The sequence below is a fragment of the Maribellus sediminis genome, assembly GCF_011799805.1.
Taxonomy (GTDB): Bacteria; Bacteroidota; Bacteroidia; order Bacteroidales; family Prolixibacteraceae; genus Draconibacterium; species Draconibacterium sediminis_A.
In genome coordinates this window covers 595,514-618,269 of sequence record NZ_WXUB01000001.1, presented here as the reverse complement: position 1 = coordinate 618,269, position 22,756 = coordinate 595,514, and the positions used below count along the sequence as shown (strand labels likewise).

The window sequence follows — 22,756 nt, the reverse complement described above, 5'->3', positions numbered from 1 at the left end:
CTAATAAGTTTAATTGAGTGCTGAACGAACCATAATTTCCCGGACCGGCCTTAGCACTATCTGAACAAAAATAAACATTCCGTTTAAACCACAACCTGAAATTTGTTTCCTGAACTAAAGAAGTTGTATAGTCAGCTTTTGCCGGAATTCAGCGACGAGTCTTGAAATAAATTTTAAATTTGTTACCACAATAAACCAACAAAGAAACATTTTATGAGACAGCTTCTATTGGCTTCGATCGGACTGGCACTTTTTATGACGGCCTGTTCGGGAGGATCAACAAAATCATCAAGCGAAACTTCACAAAAAAAAGAAAATATGTTTACAGGCGCTAAGGGCGAAGTAAAGATCATGTCGCTCGACCCGGGGCATTTTCATGCAGCCCTCGTACTGAAAACGATGTACGACCAGGTAAATCCGGTGGTTCATGTTTATGCCCCCGACGGACCGGACGTAGAGGACCAGCTGGCCCGCATAGAATCGTATAACACCCGTGCTGAAGATCCAACTTCGTGGGACCTGAAGGTTTACAAAGGAGCTGATTATTTGGAGAAAATGCTGAGCGAAAAACCGGGCAATGTGATGAATACTGCCGGAAACAACGCAAAAAAAACGGAATATATCCTGAAGACTGTTGAAGCGGGAATTAATGTTCTGGCTGATAAACCGATGGTTATCAAACCTGAAGATTTTCCGAAACTGGAAAAAGCATTTCAGGTAGCCGACGAAAAAGGACTTTTATTGTACGATATTATGACCGAGCGCCACGAGATCACCACGATGCTCCAGCGCGAACTTTCGCAGTTACCCGAAGTTTTTGGGAAATTGCAAACCGGTACCGAAGAAGAACCGGCCATTACGAAAGAAAGTGTCCATCATTTTTTCAAATATGTATCGGGGAAACCACTCACCCGCCCGGCATGGTTTTTCGACACCGAGCAGCAGGGAGAAGGCATTGTTGATGTAAATACGCACCTGGTCGACCTGATCCAATGGGAAGCATTTCCTGAAGTTATCCTGTCGAAAGATGATGTGGAAATTATGTCGGCCAAACGATGGACCACGGATCTTACACCTGAAATGTTTACAAAGGTGACCCACCTTGAAAGCTATCCTGATTTCCTTCAGAAAGATATTGAAAACAATGTTTTGAAGGTATACAGCAACGGCGAGATCAATTACACCTTAAAAGGTATTCATGCCAAAGCTTCGGTGATCTGGAATTTTGAAGCTCCCGAAGGAGCCGGCGACACCCATTACTCGATCATGCGCGGAACCCTGTGTAACCTGATTATTCAACAGGGAGAAGCAGAAGGTTACAAACCTCGTTTGTACATCGAATTTACGGGTGATGATCTGAAAGCTTTTGCCGGTAATCTGAACAACGGTGTTCAGGGGCTGGCTGAAAAATACCCGGGAATTGAACTGGAAAAACTCGGCGACACCAAATGGGCACTGAATATTCCCGACAAATACAAAGTTGGACACGAAGCTCATTTTGGCCAGGTTACCGAAAAATACCTGCAATACTTGGTTGACGGCAAACTCCCTGAATGGGAAGTGCCAAATATGATCGTAAAATACTACACTACTACCGAAGGCTTGAAAAAAGCACTGGAAGAATAGATTTTAGATTGATAATTAACGATTGAAGATTTACGAAGGAAAGAGAAGTTCTGTTAGTAAATCCGAAATTGATATTCATAATTCTATAAAGCAATTCAGCGGGTGACTTTGATAAAAATCAAATAGTCACCCGCTGAATTATTTTACGAAGAATTGTAGTTCTACTCCATCGCCGGATTATCCACCACGATACGCTGTTTTTGGTTGGCTACTTTTTCGCCCACTAAAAAGCTGTATTGAGCAACGCGCTTCATTTTGTGGTAATCGATTTTAGCCAATTCATCGTTTACGGTGTGGTAATCGTCATGTAAACCGGTGCTTAATCCCAAAACGGGTACTCCATTTTTGTAGAAGTGGTAATAATCGCTTCGGGTTAAAAATGCCTGCGACAGTTTATCGCTTGGAATCAATCCGAGTTCCTTGCAGATATCGTTGCTGATGCCCATCAGTTCCGAACTTTGTTTCCCTGAGACAATGTACAAACCATTGGGGCCGGCCAGACTTTTTTCCACTTCAGCATCAGGGTCCGGTTCTTGTTCTGCCGAACGGCCAATCATATCAAGATTGATATCGGCCAGTGTTTTTTCCATTGCAAAAACCGGATTCCGGGAATAATAATCCGAACCTATCAAACCTTTTTCTTCGGCAGTAACCCAGGCGAATACGATGCTTCGTTTTGGTTTCTTTTTCATGCTTTGAAAAGCCTCTGCAATTTCAAGCAAGGCCACGGTTCCAGTTCCGTTATCGTCGGCCCCGTTGTAAATTTCGCCTTCGCCATCCACACCCATATGATCGTAATGCGCCGTGTAAACCACACATTCATTCTTTAAAACAGGATCGCTGCCTTCTATCATGGCCACAATATTTTTTCCTTCGATTATTGAAACGGCTTTACCCAACAAAACGTTGGCAGAAAGTTCTTTTATATCGAACGATTTGGGACTTCCACTTTCGTTCATTTCATTCTGAATCTGAGCCAGCGTTTTACCCGATTCCTTAACGATCTGGTCGGCAAGCTCCTCTGTTCCAAACAGTAACTTTATTGGCATTCTCTGACTCGCCTGACCACCTTTCAGTTGCATCATACCGCCGGTAGCGTATTTTTTTATGCTGTTGATGTATTCCTTATCGGGATTTTGAGGATCGGAAATAAAAAGTACGGCCTGAGCTCCACCCATCACGGCTTTTTGCATTTTTTGCATTTCGATCTGCATATTATTTTTCTCGTCTGCTTTAACCATTTCCGGATTCCGGGTCATCACAACCACAACTTTCCCTTTCAGATCGAGGCCTTCGGTATCGTTGTACTTGGTTTCGTTGTTGTACCAGCCGTAACCCGTAAAAACGATATTTCCTTTTACGGTATCATTTTCACTTGCACCTCCCAACGAAAAGAAATCCTTGCCTTCGAACGCTACTTCACCGTTTTCTCCAATTAGCTGAAAGTAGGTATTTTCAGGATCGGGTTTCGAAGAAACCATCTCAACAGTTTGAAAATAATCGTCGAATCCGGGCTTGAGTCCCAGTTTTTTACACTGTGTTTTAATGTAATTCGCGGTGAGTTCGAGTCCCGGAACAATGGTATTAAAATCACGGCCCTGCATCAGGTCGCTGGCAACATATTCAAGATGTGCCTGCAAGTCGTTTTCGGTAATTGTTTCAACCGGTTTGTTTTGAGCAAAAACAATGCTGCCGGCTAACAGCAACATCAGGTTTAGCGCAAGTTTAGTTTTAATCATTTTATTCAAATTTTATATGTTGATTCGTATTCTAATTCCCAAAATATTACTGATCCGACTTATTTATTTCAATATCCTCGCGATTTGCCACCTCGAGGCTTACCAGGAAACAAAGCTCGGCAACGCGTTTCATCTTTGCGAAATTAATTTTGTCCACCTCGTCGCTCACTTTATGGTAATCGGCATGATAACCCGTGGCATAATTCAAAATCGGAATTCCGTTTTTATGAAAGTGATAATGATCGCTCGAACGTATAAATTGGGCTGGCAGCGTGGTGTCGGGGATTAGCCCCAATTCATCGCAATATTTTTGATTGATTTTTGCCAGTTCAGGCCAGGCATCGTTCGATAACGCAAATACTCCGTCAAAATCCTTCACTATTTTGGGCGATTTGTTCCAAACGGTATCGCGCTTTTCAAATACACGCCCTACCATATCGAGATTTAAACAGGCTACCGTATTTTCAAGTGGCACAATAGGATTTTGGGTATAAAAATTCGATCCAAGCATGCCTAGTTCTTCCCCTGTAACCCAAAGAAAAACAATGCTGCGTTTTGGCCTTTCTTTTAAACCGGCGTAGGCTTTTGCCAACTCCATAATGGTTACCACACCCGATCCGTTGTCGTCGGCACCATTGTATACCTCACCATTTTCATCCAGGCCAAGATGATCGTAATGCGACATCAACACCACACACTCCTTTCTAAGAATCGGATCAGAACCTTCTAAAATGGCAACTACATTTTTTGCATTTAGTTTCTCAGTCTTTTTGCCAGTTTTCAGATTGAGGCTTCTTTTTTCGATTGTAAAGGGAACCTGCTGTTTTCCTTCCGATAGCTGAGTCAGAAACTTGTGGTATTTCCCTTTCCCTCCCATCAGTTGATCGGCCACTTCAGAACGCACAAGAATTACGGGTGTTTCCTCTGCTTGATCTTGCGTACCCAGTTGATAACGCGTTCGGCCAAACCAGGAACTGATCTGCCTGAAAATCTTGTCGGTGTTATCATTAGGATCGGTTACAAGCAAAACTGCCTCAGGATTTTTACTTTTTATTGCTTCCAGGCGCTCATTTTCCATTCGGTTATTCCAGTGAAAAAGCCTGTTATTAAAACTAGCTTCGGTTCCCTGGGAAACAAGAACCGCTTTCCCCTTAAAATCTTCATCGGGTAGCTGATCCGCAAAACCAACAACAACCACGGGAAGATTCTGCAGACTTTTTGATTTTTCAGAACTTCGGAGTTCAATCATCGAATGCGTTGTCAGTTTCGATTTACCCTTTGCATCAACCACTTCCACAAAATTGGTTTCGTCTTTTTCTATAGCTAGCATGTCAACCGTTTGAAAATAACCGGGAGCACCGGGAATCAATCCCAAACGTGCAGCATTTGCTGCCAGATAATCTGCCGCCATGTTCAATCCATCCACTTCGGTTCCAAGCCTCCGCCCCTGTAATTCATCCGAAGCAAGATAAGTGAGGTATTCTCTCAAATCTGCCGTGTCGATCACTGACAAGTCAGGATTTTGAGCAATTCCGGAGAAAATGAACGAGATGAGGAGCTGGATTGTTATTATTATTTTACGCTGGATCATTGAACTGAAGTAATTTTTTGACGATATTTAAGTTTGATCTTATAAAAATAACAATAAACCTGAAGCAGCTGAATTCGACTAATAAAATTTGACTGAACTTTGGTTTAAAATAATATTAATGCGCCACTTACTATGAAAACTGGAAAAGCACTGTTTACTATCAGCTTTGTTCTAATTCTGATTTTTTTGATTCCATCGTGCGCGGTAAATCCGGTCAGCGGGAAACGACAGATTATGTTTGTTTCCGAAGAACAGGAAATTGCCATGGGCACTCAATACCATCCTTCGGTGATCTCGACCTTTGGAGTTTATGAGAACGATCCCCTGCAAAAATTTCTGGAAGAGAAAGGAACGCAAATGGGTCAATTGTCGCACCGCCCAAACCTGCGTTACCATTTTACCATTCTCGACTCACCGGTGGTAAATGCTTTTGCAGTTCCGGGGGGCTACCTGTATTTTACCCGCGGAATTCTGGCGCAAATGAACAGTGAAGCCGAACTGATTGGTGTGCTTGGCCACGAAATGGGACATGTTACGGCACGTCATACGGCGCAGCAGCAAACCAACCAGCAAATCGGGCAGATTGTTCTGGCAGGCGGAATGATCGCCTCGAAAGAGATTTACGAACTGGCCGATGTTGCCATGGCCGGGATGCAACTTCTATTTCTGAGTTTTAGTCGCGAACACGAGCGTGAATCCGACAGGCTGGGTGTGGAATACGCCACAAAAATGGGCTACGATGCCAATAAAATGGCTGATTTTTTTGGCGTGCTCGACAAAATGAGCATGGCCAGTTCCGAGGGTGGCGTACCTACTTTTATGTCTACTCACCCCGACCCAAAAGATCGTTTTACAACGGTTCATTCGCTTACCGATACGTGGCAGGCCAAATATCCGGGTGAAAAGTTTGCGGTAAATTCTGATCATTACCTCGACATGATCGACGGCATAGTTTATGGCGAAGATCCGCGTCAGGGTTTTGTTGAGAACAATACTTTCTATCATCCCGATCTGCGCTTCCAGTTCAAATTTCCCGACAAATGGGTTTTGGTGAACACACCGACACAGGTACAGATTATTTCCCTCGACCAGAAAGCAGGCATAATTTTCACACTCTCGGAAGAAAGCACTCCAGCGGCTGCATCTCAAAAAGCACTTGGTGATTTAAGATTAACTGCACTGGATTCAAAAACAGTTTCGGTTAACGGGAATGAAGCGGTAGAAGTAGTTTCGCAACAGGTAAACCAGGCACAGGACGGTTCGCAAACGGTAACCAAAGTTATGTCGTACTTCATCAAAAAAGGAGAAAAAGTATATATCTTCCATGGAATTTCGAACGGAACAACCTTTGATAATTACCTGCCGGCATTTGAATCAACAGGGAGGGATTTCAAGGTACTGACCGATCAAAACAAGATCAACATTAAACCTGAGCGGATTAGGGTAAAAACAGCGCCAAAATCAGCTTCTTTACAGGAATTATTCGCGGCATTAAATGTTCCTAAAGATCAGTATAAGGAGTTTGCTTTATTAAACAACAAAGAATTGAGTACGCGACTCGAAAAAGGCGATCGTTTTAAAATAGTCAGTAAATAAATTAAGTCTTTTACCGGAAGCGAAAATGAGTTTAGTTATTAATTGCGCCGCACTAGAGTACGGTGCAAGAATTAGCATCAACAATTAAATTCTTAGTTACGGCTCCAGATCCATCGCCCTGATATAATCCGGATTTTTGGAACAGTTTCGGTATTTACAGTTTTCGAGAAAATCGAGCAGGGCTTGTTTGGCCACTTCCTGATCGGGTCGCGATTCGCGGATTTGTGCATAAGAGCTACGCGGACCTTCCACGAAGTCGACAACAAGGTCCCAGTTCTCTGGTGTTGGGATGGTAACCATGCCACGCTCGCTGCCCATTTTCTTGTAAGGCCAGTAAGTGTATCCAATGTTGTTCCGAATCATCAACCGGGTCCAGGCGGCAATCCATTCGTTGGTATTTTCCCCCGTTTCTCCCATGTAAATCGGCAGATTTACTGAGTCCCTGAAATCGACAAAATCCTGAATATTGGCTTGCAAGGTATCGCACCAGTAACGGTGGCAGGTGTACATCAGTTTCTCATCGAACTTCGAATCGGTAAAAACAGTGAAATTACTGTTCCACTGCGCCCCACCTAACATCACAATGTGGTTCTTATCCACCTCGCGAATAGCCTTGGTGGCTTTCATGTAAAGTGGCTCAAGTTGTGCGTTCAACATTGCACGTTCTTCTTCAAAATAGGTGGCAATTGGTTCGTTCAACAGGTCGTATCCTAAAATCACCGGCTCATTTTTATAATGATCGGCAATTCTTTTCCAGATATCCACAAACAACTCCTGGCTTTTTTCGCTGACAAACAACCACGGGTATCCGTAGCTGTCGTCGATGTTGTCGCCGGTTTGTCCGCCCGGTGCATCGTGCATATCCAGGATCAGGTAAATCTCCGCCTCGCGGCACCACTCCACCAAACTGTCCAGACGCTGAAAACCATCCTGATCATGCGTTAATCCCATGTAATCTTCATCGGCAAACAGCTTGTAATGAAAAGGTATGCGAATGGTGTTTGCACCAGTGCTTTTTATGTATTGAATATCTTCCCGCGTGACGTAATTATCTTGAAAAATTTTCCAGAATTCATCGGTAAAATCAGGGCCAACCAACTCACGAAAAGCCTCATCGATCCAGCGGGCCGAATTCACCCTTTTGAATTGAAACATATATCCTTCAGGATTTAACCAGTTGCCCAGGTTGGTACCTTTTATAAAATAGTTGCTCCCATCGGGTGCCTTTAAATTTGGACCATCGATGCTAATAAATTTTGGTGCTTCCTGTTCCGGCTGAAATTCCGGACTGCATGAAAAAAGGGCTGTAACAATTCCTGCGATAATTAATAAAAGGTTTCGCTGCTTCATTTTAGGTTGCTTAAAAGTTGGCTTGAAGATAGTAAATATGGAAAACAAAATTTCCTGTAAAGTTTCTCCGTACTTTGTATACTAAATTTCTCTGCATGCGTTTATCGTCGTCGATGTTATCCGTAAGCATTGCAGGACGCCTCAATTTTTACAGGTAGTTTTTCCTGCCGGAGGCTTTCGTTTTTGCAAGGTAAAAAGGGATGTCATCTTTTTAAAAGATGACATCCCTTTAAATAACAAAATGAAAAGGAACCGTTTTCTTTTTTAAAGAACGGTTCCCTTTTTAAAGCATTAAGTCAAATTTCAGGGATAAAAAGGTCTTACAAATTACTACAAAACCTTCATTTTCGAGCGAGAAAAGGGACTTCGCAATAAATATCGAGACAACTTCTGTCACTTGATCTTCCAAAATTTAGTCATAAAAAACCGCATAAATAAGAAGAACCGCAACCAGTAAAACAGAAGCCCAAAGTATTTCTCAACTGAATATTTTGCACCGCGGCTTTAGCCCGGTGATAAAATGAAACCGTATAAGCATTGGCTTCAGCCTTTAAAGTTGCGATTAACGGCTAAAGCCAATCTAATCGTATAAACCAAAAACACCATGCTAAAGCATGGTGCAATTTTAAAACAAAAAAAGCTACACAATTTCTTGTGAAGCTTTTTCTGAGCGAGAAACGGGACTTCCCGATTTCCATCGGGATAAACCTCTCGTCCCTCTCCATCAAAATATTGGGCATAAAAAAAGGTCTTACAATTTTCTGTAAGACCTTTGATTCTGAGCGAGAAACGGGACTCGAACCCGCGACCCCGACCTTGGCAAGGTCGTGCTCTACCAACTGAGCTATTCTCGCATTTGGTACCCGGAGGGGGACTTGAACCCCCACGAACATAATGTTCATTGGATTTTAAGTCCAACGTGTCTACCATTCCACCACCCGGGCATCCTTATGTTTTTGAACGAACGGGCAGGTGACGTCCCAATCCTGATTTCGGATTAGGGATAGACATTTCCTTCCCTTCTGTTATGAGCGAGAAACGGGACTCGAACCCGCGACCCCGACCTTGGCAAGGTCGTGCTCTACCAACTGAGCTATTCTCGCATATTTATTAGAACGTGTCTTAAAAAGCGATGCAAATATATTGCTATTTTTTTATCTCGCAAAATTCGCGAGACTTAGATTTGAATTTTTCAAATCTTTAGCCGAACTAATCCCGGGCGTCAGCCCCGGGATCTCAGGAATGACGGGGCGAACTGACTGAAAACACCTACTTCAATCCCGTCAATTTCTTTATGTCATTCAACTTATTCAGGGCCTCGATTGGTGTAAGATTATTTACATCCAGCCCCTTTATTTCGTCGCGAATTTGCTTCAACACGGGATCGTCGAGCTGAAAAAAGCTAAGTTGCATCCCTTCGCGGTTCTCACCGATCTCTTCCAAAGGTTTGGCCAGACTCTCTTTTTCCTTGCCGCCTTCGAGTTTTTTCAGGATCTGCTCGGCACGCTTAATCACCGATTTTGGCATGCCGGCCATTCCGGCCACGTGAATACCAAAACTGTGGTTACTACCACCCCGCACCAGCTTTCTCAGGAAAATCACCTTGTTCCCTACTTCCTTTATCGAGACATTGAAATTCTTCACCCGCGGGAAAGCGCCTTCCATTTCGTTCAATTCGTGGTAGTGCGTTGCAAACAAAGTTTTTGCTTTTGCAGCCGGGTGTTCATGCAGGTGTTCCACAATCGACCAGGCAATCGAAATTCCGTCGTAGGTTGAAGTTCCGCGCCCCAGTTCATCAAAAAGAATAAGGCTGCGGTCGGAAACATTATTCAAAATACTGGCGGCTTCGTTCATCTCAACCATAAAAGTTGACTCGCCCAATGAAATATTATCCGATGCTCCGACACGGGTAAATATTTTATCTACCAAACCAATTCTTGCCACTTCGGCCGGTACAAAAGATCCCATTTGCGCCAACAGAACGATCAGTGCGGTTTGCCGCAACAAAGCCGACTTACCGGCCATGTTCGGCCCGGTAATGATGATGATCTGCTGATCTTCCTGATCGAGCTGCACGTCGTTGGCAATATACGATTCGCCAATCGGGAGTTGTTGTTCGATTACCGGGTGACGGCCGTTTTTGATATCGATCTCCATCCCGTCGTTGATTTCGGGGCGGAAATATTTGTATTCCACTGCACACGTGGTATACGACAATAAACAATCGATTTGCGCCAGGATATTCGAATTCAACTGGATAGCCGAAATGTATTCTGAAAGCGCAAAAACCAGCTCGCCAAACAGGCGGGTTTCCAGCTCCTGAATTTTCTCTTCTGCACCCAATATTTTTGTTTCGTATTCTTTTAATTCCTCGGTGATGTAGCGTTCGGCATTCACCAAAGTCTGTTTGCGGATCCATTCCGCCGGAACCTTATTTTTATGCGTATTCCTGACTTCGATATAATAACCAAAAACATTGTTGAAGCCGATCTTTAACGACGAGATTCCGTGCTTCTCGCTTTCGCGTTGCTGAATCTGCGCTAAATAATCTTTACCCGAATACGCAATCTTTCTCAGGTCGTCGAGTTCCTGAGAAACACCTTCGGCCATCACTTTCCCTTTATTGATGGCTGTTGGCGGATCGGCAACAATTTCCTTTTGAATTCTTTCGCGAATAATGTCGCAGGGATTAAGCTGTTCGGCAAAGCGTTTCAAAGCGCGGTTCTCGGCTTCTGCACAAATCGTCTTGATCGGACCGATCGCATTCAATGCACTTACTACCTGAACCATTTCTCGCGGATTGATCCTTCCTACTGCCACTTTCGAGATCAAACGTTCGAGGTCGCCAATCTGACGCAGATGCTCTTCAATATACTCCTTCGTTTCGGGATCTTTCATAAACAACTCCACCACTTCCAATCGTCCGTTAATTGGCTCGATGTCTTTTAAAGGCAGGGCCATCCAACGTTTTAGTAAACGCGATCCCATTGGCGAAATGGTTTTGTCGATCACATTGATCAGCGATTTCCCACTTTCGTGAATCGGTGCGAACAACTCGAGGTTGCGAATGGTAAAACGGTCGAGCCAAACATAGTGATCTTCCTCAATCCGGCTTAAACCCGAAATATGCCCGAGGTGCTGGTGCTGCGTAATGTCGAGGTAATGCAAAATGGCGCCCGATGCGATAATGGCCAGTTGCATATCCTGCACACCAAAACCTTTGAGCGAACTGGTTTCGAAATGCCGCGTCAAACGGTCGTTGGCTGCATCAGAAGTATACACCCAGTCTTCTAGGTTGAAGGTGTAATATTTCGAACCAAAAATGCCGGTAAATTCATTTCCCCTGCCGCGCTGAAAAAGCACTTCTTTGGGTTGAAAAGAATTCAGCAGTTTATCCACGTATTCATGACTTCCTTCGGCTGTGAGAAATTCGCCCGTTGAAATATCGAGAAAGGCAACGCCCGCCCGTTTTTTATCGAAATGAACCGAAGCCAGAAAGTTGTTTTCCCGGTTCTCGAGTATATTGTCGTTGATGGAAACGCCCGGAGTAACCAACTCGGTAATTCCGCGTTTCACGATCTTTTTTGTCAGTTTTGGATCTTCGAGCTGTTCGCAAATAGCGACCCGTTGCCCTGCGCGTACGAGTTTTGGCAAATAAGTATCGAGCGCATGATGCGGAAATCCAGCAAGTTCCACGTAGCTGGCGGCTCCATTTGCCCGGCGGGTAAGCGTGATGCCCAAAATCTCGGCAGCCTTAATCGCATCCTCACCAAAAGTTTCGTAAAAATCGCCTACGCGAAACAGCAAAACTGCATCGGGATGTTTGTCTTTGATGTCGTAATATTGCTTCATCAAAGGTGTTTCCACATATTTTTTTGTTCCTGCCAAATTGTTCTGATTTTAGAGCGAAACAAAGATAAAAGATTAGCTACGGATAGGAAATTCGGAGGCCGATACTTGGTAGTTTTTTTTCAACAGTTACGTTCAGAAGCCGTAATTTCTAATATCGCCTATTTCCTAGCATGCCGAAATTGACTAACACCGGCATTAATGCCGGTGGATGACAACAGCTCAGAATCCAGGCCATAAGTCCAAATTAGAATATATTAAGGGCTAAAGCCCGAGTCTCACCTCAACTTCATTTTTTCCCCGGGATGAATCCCGGAGTTAGTCAAAACAACCACCTTATCATCCTATGGTTAGCCGATGAAGGTTTAGTACACCGATTTATTCTTCAGAATATTTATTGAATGTAGCACCGGGCGAATCAGAAACATGCCGGTCATCAGGAAAAATACAGGGTGAAATTTCTGTGGAAGAAAGCTTCCGGCTACTATAAAAAGAATCCACCACACAGAAATAACCAGGTGATAATACTTCAAAGCAGGCCTCCATTTTTTCTTCAGCCACAGGAAGGCAAAAACGGCGTTCAATGGAAATAACCACAGCAGATTATAATTGGGGCTCATGGCGGGATGTTCGGAAAAAAGCACAAACCATCCGACGAAGATTCCGGCAAATCCACTTACAAAAAACAGCGTAAAATCAAGTGCCGGTTTCAATTTCCCTCTTTTGAACTCACCCAGCGAAAGCAGCAGAACCACCAGAAACAAGAGTAGAAAAACAGAAAAAGGACTGGTTAGGATGCTCACTTTCAGATTGTGTTTTGGAGCCTGGTAAAGCACCTGCGACGCAGCAACAATCGGCTGACCATTATCCACCCGTTGCGCTGATGCAAAATGCTTCATCACATAATCGGGCAAAAACATTTCTTCCTGCAAAGTAGCTTTTCGGTCGGCTTCGGCGCCCACCAGAAAATCATTTCCAAAATTCAGCCATTGCAGCGGTTGCTGGTAATCATGGATCAGATCGCGCAATGTTTTTCCGCTAGCCTCATCGGTATATTCAATTCCGCCTTCTACGTTTTGCGCAATTACATCGCGAACACGCGAGGCACAATTATCGAAGAAAAAATTGTAGCGGTAAACACGGTTTTCGGGAGCAGCATTCCACAATAAAAAATCGAATATTTTTTGTTTTTCAGCTTGCGTCAGATTCAGTTGTTGCTCAAAAACGCTGCGTTCATCATTAATGTATTCAGCCAGAAACGACCTGAATTTTGTGGCCCCCAGCAAGTAATCGGTTTGTCCTTTGGCAAAACGCCACACAAAATTCGACGAGCTAAAATCGAAAATGCCGTAATTAAAAACAAGGTCGTATTGCAGCGCCGGATCATGTACACGAATGGCAGAATGCCCGTAAACCGAGTAGGCTTCGTCTCCCGGACTGCAGGTTAGAATACTTATTTCGGCACTCCCGGTAAGTTGGAATGCCCCGGCTCCGGTGAACCAGAACATAAAAAATGCCAGCAATAAAAAGGTCGGTTTTCGATTTTGCATCATGCTTGTCTTTTCGGGCATGAAGTTAAAATAAAGAAATAAAAAAAGCAGAATACCTTTGCATTCTGCTTCCTTCAATCTATTAAATTTTTAATGCCAGGCGCCGAGCACTGCACCCATGATGATGTAAATAACCACGTAATAACCTACATTAATAAAGTACAGTTTCCATGGCTTACGCTCGTAAAGCACGTCGTTTAAGCGGCTTGTACCGATCCAGAATATCGAGATCATAAAACCCGCAAAAATCCCAAAATGCATATCGGCTTCGGCACCAATAAACATGGCAATAGCAAAAGCTGCCAGTACTGTTGCAATGTAGTTGAGTACCATAATCAAAGGCATCGACATGCCCTTGCCATCACGTAGCATTTCCGGGGTAAATCCATTCAGTTTCATCCACAGTTTCCCGAACAGCGGACCGTACCACAACCAGCCAACAATAAACGCGCTCATGGCAGCAACAAGCACCGCCCAAACGTTGATCGAAGAAAGAATTTCTGACATATTCATACCTTTTAGTATTAATTTAGATCATATTAAAATACGATATTCAATTCTTTTTCCAATCTTTGTATCGAATTATTTAACGAGATTGCCCATAGAAGAACCTTCAAACAATAATTATTTAGGGAGGAACGGCAATCAGAAAGCAAGCAGAGAGAGGATATTATGAGTTGTAACGGATGTTCATTTAATAATTCAACAACTAGTGGAGGATATGACTGGCTGAGCGATCTGCCGGACACTACAGATAAATCAGACATTGTTGAAGTTAAATTTAAGTCGACCCGAAAGGAGTATTTCAAAAATATAGAAAATCTACCCATAAAACGGGGCGATAAAGTAGTAGTTGCCACCTCGCCGGGGCACGATGTTGGTGAAGTTTCGCTGACAGGTTACCTGGCCGAAAAGCAATTTAAGCTACGTATAAAAAATCCATCGCGCTATACATTGAACCCGGTTTACCGCAAGGCAAATGAAGGCGATATTGAAAAGCTGGAAGAAGCACGCGGACGTGAAAAACAAACGATGATCAGGGCCCGTCAGGCGGCAGCCGAATTGGGACTCGATATGAAAATTGGTGATGTGGAATTCAGAGGCGACAATAAAAAAGCCATCTTTTATTACATTGCTGAAGGACGTGTTGATTTCCGTGAGCTGATCAAAATTTATGCCCGCGATTTCAGGATTAAAGTTGAAATGAAGCAGATCGGAGCGCGCCAGGAAGCCGGATTGGTTGGCGGAATCGGCTCGTGTGGCCGTGAGCTATGCTGCTCGAGCTGGCGAACCGACTTCGACAGTATTTCGTCGGATGCAGCACTAAAACAAGGCTTGTCGCCATCGGCGCAAAAAATGGCCGGCGCCTGCGGAAAACTGAAGTGTTGTTTGCTGTATGAACTGGATGCCTACGTTGAAGCCGGAAACGAGTTCCCCCGGGAATTGCTCGACCTGGAACTGGCGGCGGGTATTGCCAAGCCTTTCAAAACCGATTACCTGAAAAAAGAGATCTGGTACATGCTCGATGGTTCGATTGGCAACACCTTTAACCTGTCGCTGAAAGAGGTAAAAAACATCATCCAGAAAAATAAACGCGGGATCAGACCCGAAGTCGACACTTTTGCCAACAAAGCGAAGGAAAGCGATAAAACGGAGAGCGGCATAGTTACTTTGGATGACGATCTCGATCGTTTCAATAAAAAACAGAAACGCGACAACATTAACAACAAGAACCGACGTTCGAACAATCGCGGAAGGAATAACAGGAACCGCAATCAGAACCAGGTGCAGAATCAAGGTCAGGCTCAGGCAAATGCCCAGGATCCGAACACGAATCAGGCAAAAAATCAGGGAAATAATTCGAACAGGAATAGGAACCGAAAGCCGAAATTCAGGGTAGAAAAGAAAAACGAATAAATTATTTCTTACGAATAAGTGTCATACCATCGCGTAAAGGAAGGATCACTTTCTCAACGCGGTGGTCTTTTTTTATGGCCTCGTTGAATTCCAGAATTCCAAGGGTTTGCCAGTCATCAGCTTTAGGCTTATCCAGCACTTTCCCGCTCCAAAGTGTATTATCGGCCAAAATATAAGCCCCGCTCTCCAGACGATAGATCAGTAAATTGTAGTAATCGAGGTACTCCCGCTTATCAGCATCCAGAAAAACCAGGTCGAAGGGCTTATTCAGCGTCGGAATAATATCGAGCGCCGAACCGATACGTTGTTCAATTTTATCCTGCAAACCTGCCTTTTTAAAATATTTCTGCGCCAGGCTTTCAAGCTCATCATCCACTTCAATGGTTACCAGCTTTCCGCCTTCCTGCAAGCCTTTGGCAAGACAAATGGCCGAGTAACCGGTATACGTGCCAAGCTCCAGAATATTTTTTGGCCCGATCATTTTTGAGAGCATCGTGAGAACCTGTCCCTGCAAATGCCCGGAGATCATGCGCGCGCCAAGCACTTTCAGGTGCGTTTCGCGATCGAGCTCGTTAAGGATCGGATCTTCATCATCGATGTGATCCAGGATGTATTTATCGAGATCTTTTTGTCGGTTCATCTGCTGAATTTATTCGGCTTTTACTGGTAAATCAGCGTGCTCATGTGCTTTTTATCGAGCACGGTGTTGGCCACTTCCAAAACCTGTTCGGCGGTAACGGCCTCTATTTTTTTGAAAACCACACGCAAAGGATCCACTTTATCATAGAGCAAATAGCTTTTCCCGATGGTCAGCATCATGTCTTCGCGGCTTTCGGTTGAAATGGCAATCTGGCCGAGCAATTGTTTTTTGGCGCGACTCAGTTGCAGGCCACCCAGTTTGGTATTCCGCATCAGATCAAATTCCTTTTGAACCAGGTTGAGCGCTTTTTGCAGGTTTTCCTTATCGGTTCCGAAATAGACATTGAAAAGGCCGGTATCGCTGTATGCCACATAACTCGACTCCACGTTGTAGGCCATTCCGCGGCGTTCGCGCAACGACAGGTTCAGACGTGAATTCAGCGCCTGGCCGCCAAGCATATTATTCAGCAAAACCATTACAATGCGCTGCTCGTGCATCACATCGAAAGCAATATTTCCGACCACGCAGTGCGACTGAAAAGTATCGCGTTGAATTACCTTTTCCTGCGGAATGTAATTTTCGAATTTTGTGCGCTTCTCAGTCCGCAACTTTTCGGGCGCCGTTCCAAAATACTTCTCCAGCATTTTTACCAGGTTCCCAAAATCGATGTTCCCCACCGAACTGATCACCATTTGATCGGTGTGGTAATTGTTGGCGATAAACCGGAAAATGGAATCGCGGTTAAATTCGCGCAGGCGTTTCTTGGTTCCCAGAATATTTCGCGCAATCGGATGACCATCATAAATCAGTTCTTCAAATTCGTCGAAAATCAGTTCCGAAGGCGAATCTTTATACGAGTTGATCTCTTCGATTATCACTTCCTTTTCGCGCTTCAACTCCTTTTCGGGATAAACACTGTTAAAAAGGATATCGCTTAAAAGCTCGGCGGTGCGGTCGTAATATTCCGTTAAAAAAGTGGAGTACAAAACGGTTTCTTCCTTGGTGGTGTAGGCATTCAGCTCGCCACCAACACCTTCAATACGGCTCAGAATATGGAAAGCCTTACGTTTTTGTGTTCCTTTAAAAACCGAGTGCTCGATAAAATGAGCCAGCCCGTGTTCTTTTTCTTCCTCATCACGCGATCCGGCATTTATCAGAACGCCCAAATGCCCCACGGGCGAGTCGGTGCGCTGGTGAATTATGCGGATCCCATTCCCCAATGTATGTGTCAGATAATCAGTATCTACCATTATAATCTTTATCAGCCTGCAAAAGTAAAAAAAGAATTCGATTGCCCCATCTGTTCGCAGTTAAAACAATCAGAACGAATGAGAAGCAGTCACCCTTCAACAAAAAATCGATACAGAAAGTTGATTTTTTTCAAATTCAATAAATTTTCTTTGCTGTTTCAAAAAAATGTATACTTTTGCATCACCAAAATAAAGGGGTGCTGCTAAAACAGCCAAACTTTAAGGTGCCATAGCTCAGTTGGTAGAGCAACGGACTGAAAATCCGTGTGTCCTTGGTTCGATTCCGAGTGGCACCACAAAAGGGAGGAACAATGTTTCTCCCTTTTTTATTTGCCTGCCGGCGGCCTTCATTTTAGACTTGACACAAAAACGAAGCACGAGGAAGACATTTCCGAGCTCAAAGCTGCTTTTTATCCTTCCTCTACTTTTTCATAAAAGCTAAGTTCGGACGGGTGATCTCCTTCCCGAGTACACGTGAGAGCTTCCCGCACTCTTTAAGGTTTTATTTCAACTCCGGGCAACAACCAAAAGTGGCCGGGACGTTTGTCCAGCTTATATTCGCTCAAACAGATCAGTTGATCAGCTATACCCTTATTAGATATGTAGGCCGATCGTCTCTCCTTTCGAGAAGGGAGACCCGCCCGGATGGACAAGTCGGACGGGGACAGGATAGAGGGTAAATAAAATGCAACTTTCATTCCTGCTGGTGATTCAATTCTGGGCCTCCTATTGCGGCGCATAGTAGCGTATGTATTTCAAAGAGCTAGCAGATTGCGCCTTTGGGTGGTGTCGGTATTTAACCCGGGGCGGCGTTATCGCCTAATGGCGATATACTCTACCCCAGGCTATTAGCTGACGCACCTTCAGTGCTGGGAAGAAAAGAAATATTTTGATAACCAAAGCGCTGAAGGTGCGACATATATCAGCCCAGGGCAAACGAACCGTCGAAAGACGGAAAGTGACGCCCTGGGTTACGAATAAAAATAAGGAAGGCGCAAGCTGGCAACTGGATTGAAAATGTAAAGTCCCTTGCGCCGCATTTGAAAAATAAGTTCAAAACATTATACCAACGGAAAACTAAATCGATGAGGGTGAATATTTAGGCTCATATGGAATATCCTATTGTTTTTGCAAAACAAAGCACGAATTACAAATTCGCGCTAGCGGGGGAATAGCTGAATACCTGAGCCATGTTGGTTTGTCCCGGCTGAATACTACCAGATTCAATAAAACTGCCCAAAAATTTAAAATGAGTTTTTTTATTCGTGCCAATTTTGATAACTATTATTTGGTTTTAAGTTGAAGTTGTTCTTCAGAATAATTCTCGAACACGCCAACCTTAACATATCTACGGATGTATGAGTTCTAACTAATGATGAATTAAGATAATCACTATGTCATTACATGCGAAAAAGATTTACATAATCCGTATTTATTTACCATTCAGAAAAGAAAACGCTGAAAAGATTTCCTCATCCCTGTTATCCAAGCTTATTATTTTATAGTTTTAACTTTCTTCAACAAAAAAATCTCGCTACATGAAAAAAGGAATTGCTGTTTTCGCATTGATGTTTGCTGTTATCATCAGCGCACAAGCTCAAAATACCTGGTCGTTAAAAGTCAACGTAAGTGTTTCCGAAAACGTAAAAAATGAGTTTAAACCCGAAGGCAGACTTTTTCTGTTTGTGAGTAACGGAGGAGGGCGTGAACCAAGAATGAACACCTGGCCAAACCTGTCGAATAAAATTTTTGCACTTAATCTGAACGACTGGGATCCTTCGAAACCGTTTACATTCGATGGCACCGTTGAACTTACCAAATCGGTAGATGCCGGTCTGGATGTTTTAGCCGAAGGAAAATATAAAGTGCAGGTACTCTGGGACCAGGATTTGTGGCAATCGGGCATTAATGAAGCAGGAAACCTTTACAGCAAAACAGTTTCCCTGGACCTGAATAAAAATACAACACTCGATATTCCACTGGAAGAAATTACACAGGCTCCTGAATTTGCAGAAACCGATTTTCTGAAACTGGTGGATATAAAAAGCGATGCGGTTTCAAAATTCTGGGGGAAGGAAATTCGCGTAAAAGCAGCTGTTGTTCTTCCATCTGGCTATTACAAAAATCCGGATGCAAAATACCCGGTTCGCTACAATATTGCAGGTTATGGTGGCCGATTCACCCGTGCTGCACGAATGGTTCACAAAGGCAGCGAACTGGAGAAATGGTGGATGTCGGAGGATGCGCCGCAGATCATCAATGTTTTCCTCGACGGTTATGGTCCTTTTGGCGATTGTTACCAGATGGATTCTGAAAACAGCGGCCCTTATGGCGTGGCGCTTACCGAAGAATTGATTCCATATATTGAAAAAGAATTCAGGGCTGTGGGAACTCCTGAGTCGCGCTACCTCGATGGCTGTTCAACCGGAGGTTATGTTTCGCTTTCGCTGCAGATTTATTACCCCGATTTCTTTAACGGTTGTTTTTCGTACAGTGCCGACGAAGTGGATTTTGAATACTGCCAGCTGATGGATATTTACAAAGACGAAAATGCCTATTACAACGAATACGGCTACCTGCGCCCAATCATGCGCGATGTAAATGGCGAGCCGATCGTTTCGCAAAAAGATTTTATCTATTTCGAAAATGTGCTTTCGCCCAACGATAGTTATGTAAATTCGGGCGGACAATTCAGTGCCTTCAGTGCGCTGTTTACTACCAGCGGAGCCGACGGTTTGCCAAAAGCCTTGTTTGATCCGGTCACCGGAGACTTCGATAAAGGAGTGGTTAAAGAATGGGAAAAACACGACCTTAAACGTTACGTAGAAAACAACTGGGAAACGCTGGGGCCGAAATTGCAGGGCAAGCTCTGGATCTGGATGGGCGACATGGACAATTTCTACCTGAATCCGCCAATGCGCTCGTTCGACCGGATGCTAAAAGCACAAACTAATCCCGAGTCGGATGCAGTGGTTACTTTTGTGCCGATGATGGGGCATTGCCAGGGCTACGATCCTGTGGAAGTACTGAATATGATTGCTGATAAATGGGCTAAAGTTCAGGGAAAATAAGTCATCAGAAACAGTGGTTCATTGCTTAAGCCAGATGCTTAATAATAACTCTGACTAATTCGGTTTTATTGATGGGTTTGGTGACGTAATCCACAAAATTTACCTCTTTCAAATTGAACTGATTTTCGTCCTTCGGATACGCCGAAAGACCGATCACTTTGGCACCGGGATTGATTTCAAGAATTTTACGGGTAGCATCAGCTCCATTCATAACAGGCATTTGAATATCCATCAGTATCAGACGAACATTGGTGTTCTCACGGTACAAATGAAGCGCTTCATGCCCATTGTTGGCAAAAATCAGCTCGTCGCGCAAATCTTTTAGCTGATATGAAAGCAGACGTTGATTAATCATGTCATCTTCTGCAATCAGAATTTTGCCATATCCATTTTTAGATTCGGGGTGGTTCATACAAATTTCTACTTTAGGAAACCGGTGTGTCGGTTTTTATCTTTTATTGCTTGTAAAGATAAATCATTTGAGTAAATGAATAAAACATTATAAGAATTATATTGATTTGCTCATAACTGAAAAGAGTTCTATTTTTCCTGAAAAATTAGAAAATGAAGATAGTAGTATTGGACGGGCACACTTTAAATCCGGGCGACTTAAGCTGGGATGGGATTCAAAAACTGGGAGATTTAACGGTTTACGAACGCACTCCGGCTGAACTGACAATTGAACGTGCAGCAGGTGCTGAAGCTGTATTCACCAACAAGGTTATCATCGATTCTAAAATAATTGAACACTTACCCAATTTGAAATTTATTGGAGTGCTTGCCACCGGGTACAATATTGTTGATACGGAAGCGGCTCGCGCTGCCGGGATTGTGGTTTGCAACATACCGGCATACAGCACAGCCTCTGTAGCACAAATGGTATTTGCACACATCCTTCATTTTACACAGCATGTTGCAACGCATGCGCAGTCTGTTTCTGCCGGCGATTGGCCAGGCAGCAAGGATTTTTCGTACTGGCTGACTCCTCAAATTGAACTGGCGGGCAAAACAATGGGAATTATCGGCTTCGGGCAGATCGGCCAGGCGGTAGCAAAAATCGCAGCGGCCATGGGGATGAAAGTAATCTTCAACAACCGAAGCATAAAACAAACCGAAATCACAGCACAACAGGTTGAACTCGACACGTTGTTACGCGAAAGTGATTTTATCAGCATCAACTGCCCGCTAACTGACGACAACAAAGGCTTTATCGATAAAACCGCGTTAAGCAAAATGAAAAAATCGGCATTTCTTGTTAATACCGGCCGTGGCCCGCTGATCAACGAACAGGATTTGGCTGATGCTTTGAATGAGGGCACAATTGCCGGTGCCGGGCTTGACGTACTTTCGGTTGAACCGGCCACTGCCGATAATCCATTACCCAAGGCTAAAAACTGTTTTATCACGCCGCACATTGCCTGGGCAACACTTGAAGCCCGCCAGCGACTCATGAAAATTGCAGGCGACAACCTGGAAGCCTTTATCGCCGGAAACCCTGTTAATGTAGTCAATTAAGGACAGTTGACTTCCAACCGGCTGCTTAATCTCAATCGTTAAGAATGTTTAAAGGATTGAAATTGAGAGGCAACTTAGTGAAACAATTTTGATCGACCCAACGTTATAGCAGAAGTTCAAGGGTAATTAGTGATAATAAAACTGCTTCATATTGTAATACTGGCGTCGGTCAAATATATTCTGACGCTGCCATACGCCATGATCATTGGTGTGGAATACAAGTATGCCATTCTTGCTGTTCTTGCGGGAGGAATTGGTGGCTTCCTGTTTTTTTATTATTTGAGCAAGCCGGTTAACCGGGGATTCAATTGGTTGCATCCGCGTGTTTGTGCCATGGTTCCATACAGCATGAAACTGCGGTTCAAATCTTTTTGCGATCGTCATAAGCCAAAGAAAAAGCGCCGGCATTTTTCCCGGAAAAACCGCTTTATTGTTCGGGTGAAAACGTCTTACGGATTCTGGGGAATTATCATCGCAACTCCGGTAATCCTTACTATCCCGATCGGAGCTTTTCTTGCCAATAAATATTACGGGAAACGCAAACACATCGTAAAATACATGATCGTATCGATTGTGGGTTGGGCAGGTGTATTATCCGGGCTGATTCACTTATTCCCTAAGGTATTCTTTTAGAATTCGCCAATTCGCAGGCTGCTGCAGTAACACTTTATCCGCCTCCGAAAAATCAGCATTCAGGCTTTGTTCCATACTTATCCACTTCACTGCCTCGTGATCATTCAAAGCCAGTTCGCCTCCTTCAACACAACAAATAAAAGGAATAAGCTGAATGTGTTTGTGCCCGTAATCGTACGCGACAACTTCCAGTTTTCGGATGACTTTAACCTGTAGATTCAGTTCCTCAAATATTTCGCGTACAATACTCTGTTCAGGCGTTTCGCCTTTTTTTAGCTTCCCTCCCGGAAACTCCCATTTCCCCGGATGGTCGGAGGTCGCGCGGTTTTGGGCAATTAAGATCCGCCCTTGCTCAACGATCAGTGCACAACTTACTTCAATCATGGAGTAAAAATAAAAACAATGCTTAAATTTTATCAGGCTAATTAT

16 protein-coding genes and 4 tRNA genes are annotated in these 22,756 nt (G+C 43.8%); 7 read left to right on the top strand and 13 right to left on the bottom strand.

Features of this window, described 5'->3' with window-relative positions; translation table 11 throughout:
* The first annotated feature begins 213 nt into the window (after positions 1-213).
* Positions 214-1,626 carry a putative oxidoreductase C-terminal domain-containing protein gene (locus HFD85_RS02340; protein ID WP_167604995.1) on the top strand — a complete coding sequence of 471 codons (1,413 nt, stop codon included), beginning with the start codon at positions 214-216 and terminating at the stop codon, positions 1,624-1,626.
* 161 nt (positions 1,627-1,787) lie between these two features.
* On the opposite strand, the gene HFD85_RS02335 is transcribed toward HFD85_RS02340, so the two are convergent.
* Together HFD85_RS02335 and HFD85_RS02330 are read right to left on the bottom strand one after the other, a co-directional pair.
* Positions 1,788-3,365 carry a M20/M25/M40 family metallo-hydrolase gene (locus tag HFD85_RS02335; RefSeq protein WP_167604994.1) on the bottom strand — a complete coding sequence of 526 codons (1,578 nt, stop codon included), beginning with the start codon at positions 3,363-3,365 and terminating at the stop codon, positions 1,788-1,790.
* Between the two features lie 46 nt (positions 3,366-3,411).
* Positions 3,412-4,956, bottom strand: a complete 1,545-nt coding sequence (locus tag HFD85_RS02330; protein ID WP_167604993.1) for a M28 family metallopeptidase — start codon at positions 4,954-4,956, stop codon at positions 3,412-3,414.
* Between the two features lie 132 nt (positions 4,957-5,088).
* Here HFD85_RS02330 and HFD85_RS02325 point away from each other — a divergent pair, with 132 nt between their 5' ends.
* Positions 5,089-6,552 carry a M48 family metalloprotease gene (locus HFD85_RS02325; protein ID WP_167604992.1) on the top strand — a complete coding sequence of 488 codons (1,464 nt, stop codon included), beginning with the start codon at positions 5,089-5,091 and terminating at the stop codon, positions 6,550-6,552.
* Between the two features lie 96 nt (positions 6,553-6,648).
* Here HFD85_RS02325 and HFD85_RS02320 read toward each other — a convergent pair whose 3' ends face one another.
* From HFD85_RS02320 to HFD85_RS02290, 7 genes are all read right to left on the bottom strand, one after another.
* Complete coding sequence (locus HFD85_RS02320; protein ID WP_167604991.1) at positions 6,649-7,902, bottom strand: glycoside hydrolase family 5 protein; 1,254 nt, start codon at positions 7,900-7,902, stop codon at positions 6,649-6,651.
* A gap of 781 nt (positions 7,903-8,683) precedes the next feature.
* A tRNA-Gly gene (locus HFD85_RS02315) sits at positions 8,684-8,756 on the bottom strand.
* 3 nt (positions 8,757-8,759) lie between these two features.
* Positions 8,760-8,846: transfer RNA gene (locus HFD85_RS02310), tRNA-Leu, on the bottom strand.
* 86 nt (positions 8,847-8,932) lie between these two features.
* Positions 8,933-9,005, bottom strand: a tRNA-Gly gene (locus HFD85_RS02305).
* A gap of 166 nt (positions 9,006-9,171) precedes the next feature.
* A complete protein-coding gene (gene mutS, locus HFD85_RS02300) occupies positions 9,172-11,790 on the bottom strand; it encodes a DNA mismatch repair protein MutS (RefSeq protein WP_206081838.1) in 2,619 nt (872 codons plus the stop codon).
* Between the two features lie 326 nt (positions 11,791-12,116).
* Positions 12,117-13,304 (bottom strand): Lnb N-terminal periplasmic domain-containing protein, encoded by a 1,188-nt coding sequence (locus HFD85_RS02295; RefSeq protein WP_167604990.1) that lies wholly within the window; start codon positions 13,302-13,304, stop codon positions 12,117-12,119.
* Between the two features lie 87 nt (positions 13,305-13,391).
* Positions 13,392-13,808, bottom strand: a complete 417-nt coding sequence (locus HFD85_RS02290) for a DUF1761 domain-containing protein (RefSeq protein WP_167604989.1) — start codon at positions 13,806-13,808, stop codon at positions 13,392-13,394.
* A gap of 165 nt (positions 13,809-13,973) precedes the next feature.
* On the opposite strand from HFD85_RS02290, the gene HFD85_RS02285 reads away from it, so the two are divergent.
* The gene (locus HFD85_RS02285; RefSeq protein WP_167604988.1) at positions 13,974-15,218 is read left to right on the top strand and encodes a PSP1 domain-containing protein; all 1,245 of its coding nucleotides are present in this window, start codon (positions 13,974-13,976) and stop codon (positions 15,216-15,218) included.
* Between the two features lies 1 nt (position 15,219).
* Here HFD85_RS02285 and HFD85_RS02280 read toward each other — a convergent pair whose 3' ends face one another.
* Together HFD85_RS02280 and HFD85_RS02275 are read right to left on the bottom strand one after the other, a co-directional pair.
* A complete protein-coding gene (locus HFD85_RS02280) occupies positions 15,220-15,858 on the bottom strand; it encodes an O-methyltransferase (RefSeq protein WP_167604987.1) in 639 nt (212 codons plus the stop codon).
* A gap of 20 nt (positions 15,859-15,878) precedes the next feature.
* On the bottom strand, positions 15,879-17,108 hold the full coding sequence (locus tag HFD85_RS02275) for a M16 family metallopeptidase (RefSeq protein ID WP_167604986.1): 1,230 nt from the start codon (positions 17,106-17,108) through the stop codon (positions 15,879-15,881).
* Positions 17,109-17,331: 223 nt separating this feature from the next.
* Here HFD85_RS02275 and HFD85_RS02270 point away from each other — a divergent pair.
* Positions 17,332-17,404, top strand: a tRNA-Phe gene (locus tag HFD85_RS02270).
* 1,242 nt (positions 17,405-18,646) lie between these two features.
* Entirely contained in the window at positions 18,647-20,179 is a 1,533-nt protein-coding gene (locus HFD85_RS02265) for an alpha/beta hydrolase-fold protein (protein WP_167604985.1), read from the top strand.
* Positions 20,180-20,204: 25 nt separating this feature from the next.
* On the opposite strand, the gene HFD85_RS02260 is transcribed toward HFD85_RS02265, so the two are convergent.
* Positions 20,205-20,591, bottom strand: a complete 387-nt coding sequence (locus tag HFD85_RS02260) for a response regulator (protein ID WP_167604984.1) — start codon at positions 20,589-20,591, stop codon at positions 20,205-20,207.
* A 152-nt stretch (positions 20,592-20,743) separates the two neighbouring features.
* On the opposite strand from HFD85_RS02260, the gene HFD85_RS02255 reads away from it, so the two are divergent.
* Positions 20,744-21,694: a D-2-hydroxyacid dehydrogenase gene (locus HFD85_RS02255; protein WP_167604983.1), complete on the top strand. Its 951-nt coding sequence runs from the start codon at positions 20,744-20,746 to the stop codon at positions 21,692-21,694.
* Between the two features lie 129 nt (positions 21,695-21,823).
* On the top strand, positions 21,824-22,327 hold the full coding sequence (locus tag HFD85_RS02250) for a hypothetical protein (RefSeq protein ID WP_167604982.1): 504 nt from the start codon (positions 21,824-21,826) through the stop codon (positions 22,325-22,327).
* Here the strand turns inward: HFD85_RS02250 and HFD85_RS02245 are convergent.
* Complete coding sequence (locus HFD85_RS02245; protein WP_167604981.1) at positions 22,304-22,711, bottom strand: (deoxy)nucleoside triphosphate pyrophosphohydrolase; 408 nt, start codon at positions 22,709-22,711, stop codon at positions 22,304-22,306. The genes HFD85_RS02250 and HFD85_RS02245 overlap by 24 nt on opposite strands.
* Between the last annotated feature and the right edge of the window lie 45 nt (positions 22,712-22,756).